Here is a 17,722-nt window from a genome sequence, read left to right as displayed (position 1 = left end):
AGCTTGAATGAAAAGATTTTTATTTATTTTCCTTTCAACTGTAATAGTTGGAGGTGTTTTTTATATGGGCATGGATTATCAAATGCGATTAAGAGAAAGGTCAGCGATAGTATTTGATATTAAACCTTTTATAATATTTACAAGTATTTTCTCTATTTTTATGGGAATGTTGTTACGATTACCTAAATTGATCATAGAAATTAAAGATAAAAAGAGATGGTCGATTGATTGGGTAAAGGTCCTTGTAATTGGAATCCCATCTATTTATATCGCTATGATTCGGCTTCTGGCTATTGTTTATGGAAAGAATTTGTTATTTTTCAATGAAGTAATGCTATTAGGTGATTTTACATTCACGTATATAGCAGGAGTTATATTTGGCTATGTTTTGTTAGACAGTCTGAAAAGCAATGATTCATCAAATGATAAGGGTAAATTAGCATAATAGTGAATTCAGTCGATAAAAAAGCCTTGTTATTATTTTTATTAAAAGTCAACATATTTTTAATTCACTTAGTAATTAATCAAAGAGAATAGAATGTTACACATTATAATAGGCAGAATCATTATAGCTATGGTGGTTCTGTTTTTTATTATTTAAAAGTGATGTTTATGTACTATACTATTTAAAAATAAACGGGAAACCTTTGGGGCTGTTAATATGGTTGTCATCAATTTCTTTAATTATGGGGTAAGGCTAAAAAATATAGTCAAATACTGCCTGAAACCATTAACACTGGTGATCGCATACGAGTCATTAGAGAACACCATATTAACAATAGTTAAAACCAATGCTCTGATTAAAAGACAAGGTTGATTAATCATTAATGAATGCGTTGAATGCGTTGAATGGGTTTGCCATATAAGTTTGCATTGGATATTTATGTTAAAATAATTATAAGATTGTGAAAATTTTCACTTAAACTAACGCGGCAGTTTAGTTGAAGAAGGATTTTTTGATTAGATAGAGAATATTACTTTAGAAAAACATAATTAGATTTTTGGTAAAGAGGTTGATAAATGATATCCCAAAAATATAAGCCTATATTGTTAAATGATTTAATCGAATTATTTATACAACAGAAATATAATTGCGATGAAAACAAACATTTTTGTATAAACTACTTTATCGATAAAGACCTTATAAATGATGTTGATATTAATTATTTCAATGGGATTTTTGAGGAAGTACATTTAACAAAACAAGAAGATGAAAACTTCTCATTAGAGTTATTTAACTTGAAAGAATCAGTCTTAGTTCAATTTGATTTTTATTACCAAAACAATCTTTTGGATGTTGCATATACTCATATTATCGATTTTGTTAACCACCAAGAAATACTAGTAAAAAGAAGTCCTGCTTTGGGACTTGCTCAGGAGAAAAAGCTTGTCTTTGAAAGTGGCGAGATGAAGATTCCTGATTTGTACATTTCACAGTTAATAATTAAATCTTCTCTTTTGTGGAATAAATACGGTACACCAGCTAATTCCATATTCACTCCTTTTATTAAATGGACGGAGAATATAGAAAAACATATTATTTCTTATTTGGGTTCCTACTTTCAGGATATAAGATTATATGTTGTTGAAGTGAATAATGAAAAATATATTACAGTCATTAAACTTTACGATTTAAAAGAAGAGTTATTGGATGCATCTGTAGAAAATATATTTTACTTAATTCAATAGTTCGAATGTTACCTTGGTCAACGACCATTCCAGTTCAGTAGAAATGTTAAAATTCTTTCCCTTTTCAACCGCACCGACATTATTGACTGTTTAAAAGATGACTAATGATGATTAGAGTTCTGCAATATTGTGAAAGTCTACACTTAAACTAACGGGTGATTTAGTTAAAACAAGTGGCTGCCTGTAAGGGGAGCTTTTTCTTATTGAACTAACGCAGCAGGTTAGTTTAAGAAGACCGATTATTATTATTTTAAGAATGGAGGAAAAGAATTGGGAAATTCACTATTAATAACAATAAGTGCATCTTATAATTTGAATTTTTTGATATACATACAAAATATTTATCTTAATCAAAATCAGAGTGAAAAAGAATGCAAATACCCGTTTTTCCCATCAAAAATAGCTTTTAATGAAGAGTTTGAATTAAATTATAAGGATTTATGGGATGAAATTGCAGAAAGGATAAGCATATCTAAACCCCAAAGTAACGACATGAGAATATTTTATGAAGAAAAAGATTTATTTTATCAAAGATTATTCGTGATTGATTTAGAAAACTTAAAGAAATATGCTGAAATCTACAAGTCTTTTCAAGTATGGTGGGAAAGCATTGCAGGGCAGTTATCGGTAGAAAGGTCTATCGATAATAATATACAAGAAATATATAATCAATTGGCGATATCCCTAATGAAAAGTGAGATAGAACCTCAAAAAACATTGAATATTAGCTTGGTTTATGAAGAATGTCTGTTAGCAAAAACAGGTGTCTCTTCTTATTTTGCTGTGCTTGCAATAAGAGATTTTATTGTCGATTATAAAAAGTTGGTTCCCAAATTACAGAGTTATTTTTATTAAGCTAACGTCGTGCTTTAGTAAAAAACGATATCAAAATAAAATGAGCTTGGAGATATATTTTCCAGCTCATTTTTTATATGCATTTTTAAATCAACCTTTACCTTTAACATAGCATTTATTATAACAACTTTTACCCTGTACTTGCTTTTTTGATAAAATAAGAATTACAAAGAGAGGAGTTATAAAATGAAATTATCATTAAGTTATGATAAAGATAAAATTTATTTTAAAAATGAAGAACATGGTTTTTTAGGTTATACCACATTTGAAACAGATTTTTGGAATTGGATTTCTATGGTATCTTGGACAGTAAGTACAAAGAAATTTTTAAATGGAGAAAAAACTTATATAAAAACGAGCAATAAAGAATTCGTAGAGCATTCTACATTACATCAATCGGTAATGGCTCATTGGTATGGATTAAAAGAATTTCTAGAAACTAAAGAAAAGGGTTTTATAGTGGAACATCATAATAATCAAGCATTTGACTGTACTCTTGAAAATTTATCTTTCGCACATAATGATTTAAATCTAGCAAAAGCACATACTTTTGATAAAAATCAACCTAAATTGACTATGCAAGTAGGTGTAAACTTTTTTAAAGACTTTTCTTCTCAACAATATCAAATCACATTGATCTTTACTGATGATTACTATTTGGTGATTAATGGGGAGTATAAATTAATGGATAGAATGTATTTGCTTTATGATGATAATTTCCGAGTAGTATATAATGATGCCAATAGAATTGTTGATGAATTACTAGAAAGAAAAATGATAGAATTCAGATTACTTTCTTATAAGAAACTATTATTTAAGGAAGCTGTTTTTTATACGTCTAAAAATGGAGAAGAAATAACTGGTATTAACTTTATACAAGATGATTTTGGAAAAACGGTTATGGTACTTGGCGAAGATACAAAAGGTAAAATAATCTTTAATAGCACTCCTCCAAACAAAGATTTATATAAAAAATAATAGGATTTGAAGGAGAAATTTGAAAAGCTTTCAAATGGAAGAAAGAGGGGCTAAGTAAGAACAGTCCCCCTTATTTTTATTTAAACTGTTCAAATTGATTACTAACCCAACGTCGTTGATTCTCTGCAACATATTGTTCTACTTCAATTAAACGGTTAACTAATTCAGCCTTAGAAAGCTGCATATATTTCTTTCTAGCGTTATCTGAGTCCCGGTTAGGGGAAATCCTTCTTAAAGTTGATTCATCAAATGTAGTAGGCTTCTCTGGCTTTTTACGAGCATTCTTTACTTTATAAGTTCTACTATGCTTTTTGTAATACTCATATAGTTCTTCATTTCGTTTAATAGTATTTATGTGAATACCTTTCTCTTTATCATCAAATGCTTTTGAATGTTCACTAATGTTGTGATATGTTACTGGAATATCTTGAGCTACAAGAAAATCAATGGTTTGTATGCCAATAGAAACAGAACGTTTCTTACGTTGCTGATGTACTTTATCAAGCCACTGATGATTATCTAAATGGATTCCTTTTGGTGATTGGTTCATAGCTACGTTCCTCTCTATATTGCTTAATTAAATCAATTTCTTTCAATTCAATCTTAGCTTGCTTTGCCATTTCTATCGCTTTCCGAGCTTCGACATCCAATCCCATATCTTTAAATCGTTGTTCCATATCTTTTGATAATTGAATGACTTCTAATAATTCATTCTCTTGGTCTGGATCGGGTATTTTTGCTTTGCAACCTAAACATTGCATTTTAACAGGACAAACATAGTCAGTAACACAAGTACCACCCAACACCTTATTAAATACGCCAACTTTTTCTGCGTAGACATCGAATTCTTTTTGTAATTCTTGTGGACTTCTTATATACACATCATCAATGTCCACATAACTTGAAATAACATCATGTAACTCACTTACTGATTCTGCGATTTGGGTAGGTGTAGGAGATGAATAATACTCTGTTACGTTAAAATCCTTTTGATGCAACATTTTTGCGACAATATCAATCGGCATTTTTTGACGTTGAACAGCTTCTGTCGCAAATGCATGACGTAATAGGTGTGTTTTTATAGTTACAGCTTTTCCATCTTGCATCTCAAATAATAATCCATGAAGTAAAAATCGAATGGAACTGTGTAAAGCATCACTTTTTAATGCTTTACCTGCATATTGAAAATAATAAGGCATAGTTTTAGTGAATATATGCTTTCTGTCCTCTCTGTAAAGGACACTTGGAATTTTATCACTACCATAATGTGTTTTTAACATCCTTGATACCATTTGAATATGCTCCATCGTTTGTTTGCTTAAATAAAATTCTTCTAATGAATCTCTTCCTTTAGGAATAGCTTTATAGGAATAATGCAGCTTGTTATTAATTTTCTTTACCTGAATACATTCTTTTGTATTACTAATTTGAAGTAACTCGTTCTTTCTTGCACCTGTTGTTGTTAAAATGTCGATGGCTAATAGACCAAATGTACAAGCTGCATAAAATGGCTCTACATCTATTAGTAAGCCTTCTGCTTTATCCTTATGTAAAGCGATAAAGTTTGAAGATGTTATTATTCCCTTATGCTGTGAAAAAAATGGAACGGACTTTTGCTCTTTTTCAGCTTTGTATCCCCATAAAGACAAGAATTTTAAAATCTTCTCATGTTCTTCAACTGGTCTGTTTTTTGACCAATAACCTAAAACATTCTGCTCAATTAATTCATTAAACCAAAGACCCTCTGGTTCCGACTCACTATCTATAGATTCAGCACGAATAAACTCAAGGAAATAAGCATTATTTTCATCAGAGTAAGTTGATTTTTTTTGTTTTGCTTGCTTTATAATAACATCGGAAAAATCCTTTTGATGATTCAGTACAAAGGAAGGTTTATCCCACAAACGAAAATGAAATATTTCACCAATGCGTTTTGGTTCGTTATAAGAAAATTCAATCGGTAATAACATTGAATCGGCTTCTATAATCCTTATTTGTTTCTGAAATGCGTCTCTTAGCCTCTTCATTTGAATGCATCGTAGATTTGCTTCTGCACGTATTTTTGAAAGGTGTGGCACAATAGCATCTGTTTCATCTTTGCGAGTGTTTCGTCCCTGTTCCAATGCTAATTTAGTAAAGGAAAAATCCCTACTATCACTCAAAAAGGGTGGAATTATAAATTTCCGACAATATTCTTGTTCAAATGAAGGAAGGTTATTATTAATCCATTTATTAGTATGGTATTCAGATGATTTATAGGTGTTTAGTAAATTACTTTTCATACCGTTAGAAGAATTGACACAAATATTACCTTGTAAATATTTATTTAAATGAACATCCGGCTCGAAATCTGAAAATGAAGTAATGTTACATTGCCCAAAAATATCTTTGAATCTTGGATGAAGGGTATAGAATGTACTCGCAGTAGTTGAATAGTCATTATTCCTAGATACTTCGATTAATGCTATAAGCAATAGTTGATTTTTCCAATCAAAATTTAAGCAGTTATCATATAGATATTTAAGCAACCGTTCATCCAATTTATCAATTATAAATTCGCCTCTGTGATTTTGTAGACACATTAATCGAGTATCCATTTGTTCCAGCATTTTATCGTAAAATTCTGTTTTTGGTCTCAACTGCGTTGTTCCAGTCAAATTTATTCCAACCCTTCTAACAATTCTTTCAAATCTTCATCATAGTTTTCGATAACTGATGATTTAACGACTCTTAACTTTTGTTTTGATTTTCTAGAAGATTGCAGTTGCTTAACATAGTCCTTTTCGTTTTGCTGCATTTGTCCCAACATTCTTTCATGTGCTTCTCGATGTTTCGTTTCATCAAAATGATGCTCATACACAGACATCATATCTGGATTTTTCCACTTCATATATTTAATCAACTCATTTTTCCGTTGATGTATTTCTGTTTCGTTTTTTGCAATGTTATAAATTTCTCTTAATCGAGAAGTAACGAACCAATGTCTGGCTTTATGTGGATTTAAACTTAGTTCATTTATCTTCATTGCTCGATTCCAGTGGTAGTACCAAGCGTGATAAGTAAGAGGTGTTCTATTTGCTGATAAAAAAATAGGGGCATCATCAGGTAATTGTTCAAAATTTAAATGATTTTCATCAAGGGATTTTCTTTCAGTATCTATATAGTGAAACAATCTTTTCACCGTATCTTTGCTAACACGTATAAACTTTATTTTTCTACCATGACTCCCTTTATTGAAGGTTATAAATTCTTGATGACTTTTACGTTTGCGGTAATCCCCAATTGTTAATTCAATAATTTCTGATGTCCTTGCACCCGTTTCAAATAACATACGAGCTATGACCATCTCACGAAGCGACCAACTTGCTTTTTTACCAGCTTGATATACTTGATACGGTAGATCTGTATCATCAATAATTTGTGGTTGCCACTCTTCATTGATGATTTTAAAATAGGAATCCGTTAATCTTCGATGAGGAATAGCTTCTTCTGTACCTGCAATTGAAGGCATTCTCGGCTTATCTTCTCTAACACCATTTATCTCCTCTTTGTAGCTGTGTAGGATAGCCTGACCATCTATTAATGGATTACTATAGTGATACTGTTTTAACCGTAGCATGGACTTGTAAAATGATTTTAATGCCGATAAAAATTGACTTATTGTGTTAGGACTTTTATTAGTTAAATTTACAAAACGAAAGGTGTCTTTATCGCGAATCTTACACTTCATTTCATGCATCAAATAATCTTCAACCACAACACGTATTTTCTCTTCCGAATCGTTCCATTGCACTTTGTTTCCTTGATAATTACTTTCTTTCTCTAACCATCTAAAAAATGGAAGTAGACAATTCAAATATGATATTGCAGAGCTTTTATCAATTCTCCCCAAACAATCATGATAATAATCTGTCAAAGGAATAAAGGGCTGGTTATCTTTAAATACAAGTAACTGGTATTTACTTTCAATATGCTTTGGACAATACTCAAACCAATACAATTATTACCCCCCTTTAATAAGAACTAATGTTCTCATGTTAATATTTTACTTAGTTATTGTAAAGTGTTTAACCTTTTAACAAATGTACATGAGAAAGTTAATGAGAATAAAAAGCACATCACTAAAATTTGAATTTAGTAATGTGCATTTTTATTTAATGTGTAACATTATAAAAGAAACACTATTGAATATGACATTAAGCACAATTACTTGTACTTAATCTTACAGAGTAACAAGGCTTTTACTAATGGAGATTGTTTCTTTAGAATTAGTTTTTCTCTATTTGTTCATAATTTACCTTCTCGTAGTGAGGTAAATCATATCCGATAATTTTAAAAACGCTTATACTAGTTATATGAAGTGAAATAAGGAGTGGTTATGTTGAAAAGAATAGTAGTTATAGGCGGAGGCATTACAGGCCTTTCAACGATGCATTATTTGCAGAAACTCAAAAAAGAAAAGTCATTAGATATAGAGTTAGTGTTAGTTGAAGCAAATGAGTATTTAGGTGGTAAAATCCATACCGTACTGGAGAATGACTTTATCATGGAGGTTGGGGCAGATTCAATCGTTGCAAGAAATGAATCCATCATTCAGCTAATTGAAGAGCTTCAACTAGAAGATGAAAAAGTGTACAACTCAACAGGCATTTCATATATTTACACAAATAATGAGCTCCATGCGATTCCTGCAGATAGTGTTTTCGGTATCCCTGCAAGTATCGAGTCGTTAAATAGCAGTACGCTAGTATCCGAATTAGGGAAAAAAGAAGCGTTAAAGGATTTAGAAATACCAAATGAAACTTTCACAAAAGAAAGTTCTGTCGGATCATTTTTAGAATATTTCTTAGGGAAAGAATTAGTGGAAAAACAAATTGTTCCTGTGTTATCTGGCGTATACTCGGGGGATCTAAATAAGCTTTCTATCGCTTCAACATTGCCATACTTAATCGATTATAAAAACAAATACGGCAGTATAATGAAAGGGTTAGAAGAAAACAAAGCGCAATTCCAGGCCTCAGCAAATAAGAAGTTTATTTCCTTTCAAAACGGACTTTCTACACTTATCGATCGCTTAGAGGAAGTGCTAAGCCAATCAACAATTATTAAAGGTGTGGCAACGAAGAAAGTAGAGAAGAAAGATGATTATTATTCGATTTTATTGACTAACGGAGAAACGATTGAAGCGGACAGTGTAGTGCTAGCAACTCCTCATAACGTGGCGCAAGTAATTCTTCAGGATGAAGAGTTGGATACGGACTTTAACAAATTGAAAAATTCCTCCCTTATTAGTGTATATCTTGGTTTTGATATTCCAGACGAGCAGCTCCCAGCGGAGGGAACTGGTTTTATCGTTTCTGAAAATAGTGATGTGAGATGTAATGCATGTACGTGGACAAGTCGGAAATGGACGCACACATCAAAAAATAATCAGTTATTAGTTCGTATGTTTTATAAGAGTTCGAACCCGGCTTTTGAGAGTATGAAGAACATGAGTGAAGACGAGCTAGTGGAAGTGGCGCTTCAAGATATTGAAATGAGCTTGAAATTAACAGGCAAACCTGAAGTCATAGAAGTAACAAAATGGAACGAGCAAATGCCGAACTATCATTTAGCGCATGGAGATGCGATTCAATCATTAACAGCTAAAATGGCAAATGACATGCCAAATGTCTTGTTAGCTGGCTGTTCTTATTACGGAGTTGGGATTGCGGCTTGTATTAAGAATGGCAGAGAAACTGCAGAAAAAATCATAAATTCAATAGTACAGTAAATTACGGGACCAAAATTCACTTTTGGTCTTTTTTTTATGGGGAAAAGGGAATAGTTGCATTTTTAGTAGAATTTACAATTTCTTTTATTGTGCTACGATGCGGGTGGAGGTGGTTGGTTGATAGTAAAAACACGTACGGAGGAATATAGCTATATAGGTCTTCAGTTATTGAATCGACGATTACATGAGTCACATGAAATGAAGGAATTGATTCATTCCAAAATGCATATGGCATTGGCTGGTATTCATGGAGAAGTTAGAGTAGACGGAGTGTTTAGTAAGTATTCATTTCCTTTTGAATATGTGGTATTGCACGATGTGAGTTTAGAATCATATGGAAAGTTCCAGATTGATACAGTCTTTTTCACGCAGTATTTTGCGGTGATTTTGGAGAGTAAGAATATAGGTGGGAAGTTGAGCTTTAAGCAAAACCCCTCTCAATTAGAAAGAGAAAATGAAGAAGGTAAAGTGGACGTATTTGAAAGTCCAGAGGTTCAGATTGAAAGGAATATTTTTTTACTCGACGAATGGTTAAAACAACATGGTGTGACGATTCCTGTTTTTGGAGTAATTGTATTAACAAATTCCAAAGTTCGAGTTATTGAGCCCCCCACAAAATACAACGCTATTCTCCATCAAACAATTCCTATCTATCTAAGAAATATTCCTCGAGAAAGAAGATATATATCTAGAAAAGAGCTGCATAAATTGAGTACAGAAATTTTAAAGAGTCACAAAACATACTTCCCATACCCGATGTGTAATCGCTGGGGTATTAACCCAAATGATTTACAAACTGGAGTGTGCTGTGAAAAATGTGAAATGTTTGGGATGGTAAAAAGGAAGAATGGCTGGAACTGTATACGTTGTGGTCATGTAGATAGGCTTGTTCATGAGAAAGCCATTCGAGAGTGGTTTGTTTTGATCGGGGATACGATTAATAATCGGCAGTGTCGAAAATTCCTTCATATAAATTCTCATCATGTAGCATCTAGACTTCTCCAATCTATGGATTTAATTCGAACTGGTACATCCCAGAGTAAAATAGAGTATAAATGGAAGTGGTGAAGCGTATTATTGGAGAATCGATCGATCGATAGGAATAATCGATCGATACACATCGAAAATCGATCGACCACCACTAAAAATCGCTCCATCGTCGTCCATAATTCATCAATCATCACGATAAATCGATCGATGAGGACGATCCAACTTCAAAAGCGGAGTATATAGAAAGTTCAAAATATACCTTGACGCTTTAGTTGAATAAAGGTACGATATGTCTAATTAGAAAACTGAATAGTGAAATTCTTATCAAGAGAAGCCGAGGGACTGGCCCTACGACGCTTCAGCAACCAGCCATTCATTTGGTCAGGTGCTAAATCCAGCAGACTTTGCAAAAGTTTGAAAGATGAGAAGGTGGTATCTTGCATACTAGTAAAGCCTTCTTTTCATAGAAGGCTTTTTTATATGGGAGGATGAATGCACGATGAGTTTATTGGAGAAGTTACAGACGTCTATGCTGACAGCAGACGGGGCAATGGGGACACTACTGTACTCTTATGGAATTGACTATTGTAATGAAGAGTTAAATATTCAAAAACCGGAAATTATAGAGAAAATCCATCAGGATTATATTGCGGCCGGAGCAGATATTATTCAAACGAATACATACGGAGCAAATGCTATTAAGCTTGCTCGCTATGGACTAGAAAATCAAGTGAAAGAAATAAATGAAGCTGCCATTCAAATTGCGAAAAGAGCTGCCGCATCTGGAAACCAATTCGTCCTCGGGACTATTGGGGGGATTCGAGGAATTCGAAAAAGTGATGCTACACTCCAAGAAATTATTCATTCACTCGACCAACAAGCAATCCAATTGTTGGCGGGAGATCCAGATGGTCTATTACTTGAAACCTATTATGATTTCGAAGAGCTAAAGACTACTGTGACTTATCTTCGTACACTAACCGATATTCCGATAATAGCTCAAGTATCTATGCATGATCCGGGTATTTTGCAAAATGGCTTACCTCTAAATGATGCGCTGCATGAGCTTGAAACAATTGGAGCCAACATTGTAGGAGTCAACTGTCGACTAGGTCCACATCATACAATTCAAGCATTTGAAGGAGTAAAGCTGCCAGAAAAGGCATTCTTATCTGCTTATCCAAATGCGAGCTTACTGGATATAGATGAAGGACGTATAGTTTACGAATCCGATGCTGAGTACTTTGGTAAAGCTGCATTATATTTGAGAGATGCAGGAGTACGCTTAATAGGTGGTTGCTGTGGAACGACACCAAAGCATATTGAAGCAGTGAAAAGACATATTGGGCATTTAACCCCTATTACCAATAAAGTAGTAGAGACAAGAAAGCCTATTATTATTCAAGATGCTAAGCCAACTAATACCCAAGCTCTACATGAAAAAGCGAAAACAGAAAGGACCATAATTGTTGAATTAGACACTCCCCGTCATCTCGATACGACTACATTCATGGAAGGTGCAGAAAAGCTATATGCAACTGGAATTGACGCGGTGACAATGGCGGATAATTCATTGGCTTCTCCACGAGTTAGTAATATGGCGATGGGTTCGATGTTAAAACACCAAAAAAATATTAGACCACTTGCTCATATTACGTGCCGTGACCGTAATTTAATTGGTCTTCAATCTCATTTGATGGGACTGGATGCGCTCGGAATCCATGACATTCTTGCAGTTACTGGAGACCCAACTAAAATTGGGGATTTCCCTGGAGCGACAAGTGTTTATGATGTATCAAGCTTAGAACTGATTCAACTGATCAAACAATTAAACGAAGGTATTTCTTTCTCAGGAAAGTCGCTACGGAAAAAGGCTAACTTCTCTGTAGCAGCTGCTTTTAATCCGAATGTTCGTGTGCTGGACCGTGCAGTGAAGCGACTCGAGAAGAAAATTGAGTGTGGGGCGGATTATTTCATCACACAGCCTGTCTATTCTAAAGAAAAAATCCATGAGATTTACGAAGCGACCAAGCATTTATCAACCCCTATTTTCATCGGAATTATGCCACTAACCAATAGTCGAAATTCTGAATTCCTTCACAATGAAGTCCCAGGCATAAAATTGTCTGAAGAGGTGCTAGAGCGTATGCGCTTATGTGGAGAAGATAGAGAGCGAGCTACTGCAGAAGGTATTCAAATATCGAAGGAATTAATCGATACCGCAGCGGAATTATTTAACGGAATTTATATTATTACACCATTTTTCCGTTACGATATGTCTTTAGAATTAATTCATTATATTCAAGAGACTGACCGGGAGAAAGAGAGAGGATTCAGCTATGTCCAAACATCTAATTGAGCAGCAGCTCCAACAAAGAATACTAATTATTGATGGTGCAATGGGAACGATGATACAAAATGCAGATCTTAGCCCTGAAGACTTCGGAGGGGAAGAATACGACGGTTGTAATGAGTATTTAAATATCGTCAAACCAGATGTTATTGAACATGTTCATCGTGAATATTTAGCTGCTGGGGCTGATATTATTTGTACGAATACATTTGGTGGAACCCCAGTCGTGTTAAATGAATATGATCTTGGTGCTCAGGCACATGATATAAACTTTCGAGCAGCCCAGCTTGCTAAAACATGTGCAGATGAATTTTCTACATCTGACTGGCCACGATTTGTAGCTGGGGCAATAGGGCCAACTACTAAAACACTATCGGTTACTGGTGGTATTACGTTTGACGAACTTACAAACGACTTTTATGTACAGGCAAAAGCTTTAGTAGAAGGTGGAGTAGACGTTATTTTACTAGAAACGAGCCAAGATATGCTGAATGTGAAGGCTGCAACAATTGGTATCCAACAGGCTTTTACTGAGCTAAAGATAGAACTACCTATTATGATTTCTGGAACGATTGAACCGATGGGAACGACACTTGCAGGGCAGAGTATTGAAGCATTCTATATTTCCATCGAGCATATAAAGCCACTTTCCGTTGGATTGAATTGTGCTACCGGACCAGAATTTATGACCGATCATATCCGTTCGTTATCTGAGCTATCAGATGGATATGTTAGCTGCTATCCTAATGCTGGCTTACCAGATGAGGAAGGGCATTATCACGAATCTCCTGAATCACTTTCTAAAAAGCTGAGAGGCTTTGCAGAAAAAGGGTGGTTGAATGTTGTTGGTGGATGTTGTGGAACTACTCCAGCTCATATTCGAGCAGTACGAGAAGCGGTAAAGGATCTTTCACCACGTAAACCCGTAGAAGCAGGTCATGGGCATGTAGTATCAGGGATTGAGCCTCTTCAATACGACGAAACGATGCGCCCACTCTTTATAGGGGAACGAACAAATGTAATTGGCTCTCGAAAATTTAAACGTTTAATCGTAGATGAAAAATTTGAGGAAGCCTCTGAAATTGCTCGGGCACAGGTAAAAGGTGGAGCTCATGTTATCGATATTTGCCTAGCAAATCCGGACCGCGATGAACTAGAGGACATGACTAACTTTATGAAAGAGGTAGTGAAAAAAGTTAAAGTGCCACTTGTTATTGATTCGACTGATGAAAAAGTAATTGAAGTTGCACTGAAATATTCCCAAGGAAAAACAATTATCAACTCTATTAATTTAGAAGATGGAGAAGAGCGGTTTGAAGCTGTAATGCCTTTAGTGAAGAAATACGGTGCGGCAGTTGTAGTTGGCACAATTGATGAGATAGGAATGGCGGTTACAAGACAGCGAAAGTTAGAAATCGCAGAACGTTCTTATGATTTATTAGTTAATAAATGGGGGCTTGCGCCAGAGGATATTATCTTTGATCCACTCGTATTCCCAGTCGGAACAGGTGACCAACAATATATTGGGTCAGCAGTAGAAACGATTGAAGGGATTCGCCTCATTAAAGAAAAACTGCCAAGAGCACTAACTATTTTAGGAGTAAGTAATGTCTCATTTGGTCTTCCACCCGTTGGTCGAGAAGTATTGAATGCAGTCTATTTATATCATTGCACGCAGGCTGGTTTGGACTACGCGATTGTAAATACCGAGAAACTGGAGAGATATGCGTCTATTCCTAAACAAGAAATCGATATGGCCAATGAGCTTTTGTTTACGACGACTGACAAAACACTTGCTGATTTCACCGATTTTTACCGAGATAAAAAGAAAGAAAAGACTGAAGATGATATACCCAAAACGGTACCAGAACGTCTTGCCTATTATGTTATTGAAGGTACGAAGGAAGGACTTATCCCGGATTTAGAAGCGGCACTTCAAATGTATGATGCACCACTAGATGTTATTAATGGTCCATTAATGAAGGGCATGGCTGAGGTAGGACGACTGTTTAATGACAATCAGTTAATAGTTGCAGAGGTTCTTCAAAGTGCGGGAGTGATGAAGGCTTCTGTTGCATATTTGGAGCAGTTCATGGAGAAAAAAGAGGATGACTCTGGTAAAGGGAAAATCGTCCTTGCGACTGTAAAAGGCGATGTGCATGATATAGGTAAAAACTTAGTTGATATTATATTGAGTAATAACGGATATAAAGTAATCGATGTTGGGATTAAAGTAACTCCAGCCACTTTAATAGAGGTAATCCGGAAAGAAAAGCCTGATATGATCGGGCTTTCAGGGCTACTTGTAAAATCTGCGCAGCAAATGGTCATCACTGCTCAAGACTTTAAAGAAGCAGGTATTGATGTGCCAATATTAGTAGGTGGAGCAGCACTTTCTCGTCGTTTTACTGAGACAAAAATTTCCGCTCAATATGATGGGCCTGTTCTATACGCGAAAGATGCCATGCAGGGTCTGGACTTAGCCAATCGATTACAAAATAAAGAAGATAAAGAGATTCTATTAGTAGAACTTAGTGTTCAACAGGAAAAACGAAAAATTGCGGAAGCTAATCGCTCGGCCAAACAAGCGGTAGCTGTTTTAGAAAAACCAATTAAGACCGTAAGTGAGGATGTTCAGGTATATAGACCAAAGGATGTTCGTAAACATGTATTAAAGGATTATTTAGTTGCACATTTGCACCCATATGTAAATATGCGAACATTAATAGGCCATCATTTAGGATTAAAAGGGTATAGTGAAAAACTTTTAGCAGAAAATGACGGGCGCGCTACAGAATTACATGAATTAGTCACGGGATATTTGCAATCTGATATATTGAAGCCGCAAGGGGTATATCAATTTTTCCCTGCTCAGGCGGATGGTAATGATGTCATTATTTATGACCCTTTCGACTGTAAAACAGAAATCGAGCGCTTTACATTCCCACGTCAATCCATCGTGCCATTCCTGTGTTTAGCAGATTATTTAAAATCTGTAGACAGTGGAGAAATGGATTATGTAGCACTAATGTTAGTAACGGCAGGGCATGGAGTTCGTGGGGAAGCCGCTAAACTGAAAAACCAAGGCAAGTTTTTAGAAAGCCATGCATTACAAGCAACAGCCTTAGAACTTGCAGAAGGATTTGCCGAACGCATTCACCAAGAAATCCGAGACCAATGGGGATTCCCAGATGCAACGGACTTCACCATGCGTGACCGTTTTGCAGCAAAATACCAAGGGCAGCGATTCTCTTTCGGCTATCCAGCTTGTCCCAATTTAGATGACCAAGCAAAACTGTTTAGCTTGATAAAACCTGAAGTCATTGGAGTAGAACTTACTGAAGAGTTCATGATGGAACCAGAAGCGTCTGTATCTGCAATCGTTTTTGCACATCCAGATGCAAGATATTTTGTCGTTGACTAAAGATTAAACACTGCCAACTAACTTGGCAGTGTTTTTTATATATAGAAAATGGATAATCGGTCAAAAAACACTTAATATCTGTCGAATCGATCGATGATGCTCCATAATCGATCCACCGAGTAAGAATATCGATCGATAGCGACCGATAATCGATCAATCCTCACACATTTATAAGGAACGGCTCTTCACTCGCTTCAGTTGTGCAACGATAATAACGCTTATAATCACAAGTAAAAACCACGAGCTAATTTTGCCGATATGCACGAGCGACCAGGTCTCCGCTTGGTTAGGATACTGCCACGCACCTAAGAAGGTAACGATATTCTCAGCGATCCAAATAAAAAAGCCAATTAGTAAAAATGCAAGAATCATAGGCATTTTAAACACTTTTTCTCTTAACTCAAAAGTCACTACTGTGCGGAAAAAGATGATTAACAATAAGCATTTAAGAATCCAACGAATATCATAGCTGAAATGGTGGGTAAAGAAATTGAAGTAGATAAGAACACTAATTCCTACCGCCCAAAAGGGTTTCGGCCAATTGTACATATGGAGATTCATCCTACGCCAACTTTGACAAATATAGCTCGCAACACTCGCATACATAAATCCGCTATACAAAGGTACGCCACCTACCTTACTAAAGGCGTCCTCGGGGTACGACCAAGAACCCATATGTACTTTATATAATTCTAAACCGAGACCAATAATATGAAACAAACAAATTACCTTAAATTCATCCCAAGTCTCTAATTTGGAAATGAGCATAAATACTTGCCCCGCTATACAAAGGAGTAGGATCAGATCATATCTAGGGATAAGTGGGATACTGACAAACTTAGAAAGAGCTAAGGCTGAAAAGATGATTACAGGAAATATACAAGAAAGTGCCTGTAAATAAGTAAATAGTAGAAGATTTCGCATTCCCATACTCCTTTTAAATGGCTATAGGAATATGGACGAACTTAAAACAGATTGGTTCAAGGATGATTATTCATGTATAATTTTGTCTATATTTAAAAAGACAAGGGGGAATTGCTCATGAATTCCGAAAGTTATTCGATGGGGGATAGAAGAATTCGGAGAACAAAAAATCTCTTGAAGATGCATTTTATCCAGCTAGTGAAGAGCAAAGGATACAAAAACGTTACGGTCACAGATATAGTGGAAAAGGCAGACTATAATAGAAGCACCTTTTATTTACACTTTAAAGATAAAGAGGACTTAGCAGAAGAATTACTAGCAGAAGTATTAGGAGAATTAAAATTAGCATTTCATAAGCCATTTCTAGAAACAAATGTTGTTGATTATAATCATATATTACCTTCATCCAATGCTTTTTTTAAACACTTTTATGATAATAGAGATTTTTATAGTTTATTAACATTAGAAGATTCCATTCCTAGGATGAATGATAAATTCTTTTTGAAATTTAAGGAAGTATTTGAGGGAATCGTATATTTAGATGCAGCGAATGAAAGTATTGAGCTAGAGCATTATAATACATATAAAATGTATGGTTCTTATGGGGTAATTCTTGAATGGATACATGGTGGGTGTAAACAAACACCAGAGCAAATTGCAGATAATTTATTAGAAATATTTAAAACCAATAATAGCTCATTTCATTTCAAAAAGAAAAGCTAATTCTAATAAAAAA

The 17,722-nt window shown here is 34.9% G+C and carries 13 protein-coding genes and 1 riboswitch; of the genes, 9 read left to right on the top strand and 4 right to left on the bottom strand.

Annotation, left to right across the window (positions count from 1 at the left end):
- Window positions 1-7 precede the first annotated feature (7 nt).
- From MHI47_RS16290 to MHI47_RS16275, 4 genes are all read left to right on the top strand, one after another.
- Window positions 8-445, top strand: coding sequence for a hypothetical protein (locus tag MHI47_RS16290; protein ID WP_340831499.1), 438 nt, complete (start codon window positions 8-10; stop codon window positions 443-445).
- Between the two features lie 575 nt (window positions 446-1,020).
- Window positions 1,021-1,689 (top strand): hypothetical protein, encoded by a 669-nt coding sequence (locus tag MHI47_RS16285; protein ID WP_340831498.1) that lies wholly within the window; start codon window positions 1,021-1,023, stop codon window positions 1,687-1,689.
- 270 nt (window positions 1,690-1,959) lie between these two features.
- On the top strand, window positions 1,960-2,544 hold the full coding sequence (locus tag MHI47_RS16280; protein ID WP_340831496.1) for a hypothetical protein: 585 nt from the start codon (window positions 1,960-1,962) through the stop codon (window positions 2,542-2,544).
- Between the two features lie 186 nt (window positions 2,545-2,730).
- Window positions 2,731-3,522 (top strand): hypothetical protein, encoded by a 792-nt coding sequence (locus MHI47_RS16275; protein ID WP_340831495.1) that lies wholly within the window; start codon window positions 2,731-2,733, stop codon window positions 3,520-3,522.
- 76 nt (window positions 3,523-3,598) lie between these two features.
- Here MHI47_RS16275 and MHI47_RS16270 read toward each other — a convergent pair whose 3' ends face one another.
- From MHI47_RS16270 to MHI47_RS16260, 3 genes are read right to left on the bottom strand one after another with little or no spacing between them, the layout of a single operon-like run.
- Window positions 3,599-4,072, bottom strand: coding sequence for a hypothetical protein (locus MHI47_RS16270; RefSeq protein WP_340831493.1), 474 nt, complete (start codon window positions 4,070-4,072; stop codon window positions 3,599-3,601).
- Window positions 4,038-6,179 carry a site-specific integrase gene (locus tag MHI47_RS16265; RefSeq protein ID WP_340831492.1) on the bottom strand — a complete coding sequence of 714 codons (2,142 nt, stop codon included), beginning with the start codon at window positions 6,177-6,179 and terminating at the stop codon, window positions 4,038-4,040. Before MHI47_RS16265 ends, MHI47_RS16270 begins: the two co-directional genes overlap by 35 nt.
- Before the next feature lie 2 nt (window positions 6,180-6,181).
- Entirely contained in the window at window positions 6,182-7,522 is a 1,341-nt protein-coding gene (locus MHI47_RS16260; RefSeq protein ID WP_340831491.1) for a tyrosine-type recombinase/integrase, read from the bottom strand.
- 381 nt (window positions 7,523-7,903) lie between these two features.
- Between MHI47_RS16260 and MHI47_RS16255 the strand changes: the two genes are divergently transcribed.
- The 4 genes from MHI47_RS16255 to metH all read left to right on the top strand — a co-directional run bounded on the left by MHI47_RS16255 (window position 7,904) and on the right by metH (window position 16,062).
- Complete coding sequence (locus MHI47_RS16255; protein WP_340832084.1) at window positions 7,904-9,295, top strand: protoporphyrinogen oxidase; 1,392 nt, start codon at window positions 7,904-7,906, stop codon at window positions 9,293-9,295.
- Between the two features lie 117 nt (window positions 9,296-9,412).
- Window positions 9,413-10,363, top strand: coding sequence for a nuclease-related domain-containing protein (locus MHI47_RS16250; protein WP_340831490.1), 951 nt, complete (start codon window positions 9,413-9,415; stop codon window positions 10,361-10,363).
- A 240-nt stretch (window positions 10,364-10,603) separates the two neighbouring features.
- A riboswitch (SAM riboswitch) is annotated at window positions 10,604-10,713 on the top strand.
- Between the two features lie 71 nt (window positions 10,714-10,784).
- The gene (locus MHI47_RS16245; protein WP_340831489.1) at window positions 10,785-12,644 is read left to right on the top strand and encodes a bifunctional homocysteine S-methyltransferase/methylenetetrahydrofolate reductase; all 1,860 of its coding nucleotides are present in this window, start codon (window positions 10,785-10,787) and stop codon (window positions 12,642-12,644) included.
- On the top strand, window positions 12,625-16,062 hold the full coding sequence (metH, locus tag MHI47_RS16240) for a methionine synthase (RefSeq protein WP_340831488.1): 3,438 nt from the start codon (window positions 12,625-12,627) through the stop codon (window positions 16,060-16,062). Before MHI47_RS16245 ends, metH begins: the two co-directional genes overlap by 20 nt.
- A gap of 168 nt (window positions 16,063-16,230) precedes the next feature.
- Here metH and MHI47_RS16235 read toward each other — a convergent pair whose 3' ends face one another.
- Window positions 16,231-16,986 (bottom strand): DUF817 domain-containing protein, encoded by a 756-nt coding sequence (locus tag MHI47_RS16235; protein ID WP_340831487.1) that lies wholly within the window; start codon window positions 16,984-16,986, stop codon window positions 16,231-16,233.
- Between the two features lie 117 nt (window positions 16,987-17,103).
- Between MHI47_RS16235 and MHI47_RS16230 the strand changes: the two genes are divergently transcribed.
- Window positions 17,104-17,709 carry a TetR/AcrR family transcriptional regulator gene (locus MHI47_RS16230; RefSeq protein ID WP_340831486.1) on the top strand — a complete coding sequence of 202 codons (606 nt, stop codon included), beginning with the start codon at window positions 17,104-17,106 and terminating at the stop codon, window positions 17,707-17,709.
- The last annotated feature ends 13 nt before the right edge of the window (window positions 17,710-17,722 follow it).

This window comes from Psychrobacillus sp. FSL H8-0487 (assembly GCF_038008385.1).
In the GTDB taxonomy this organism is placed as follows: Bacteria; Bacillota; Bacilli; order Bacillales_A; family Planococcaceae; genus Psychrobacillus; species Psychrobacillus psychrotolerans.
Note: the sequence above shows the minus strand (reverse complement) of the source record. Positions and strands in the feature narration are given on the sequence as shown.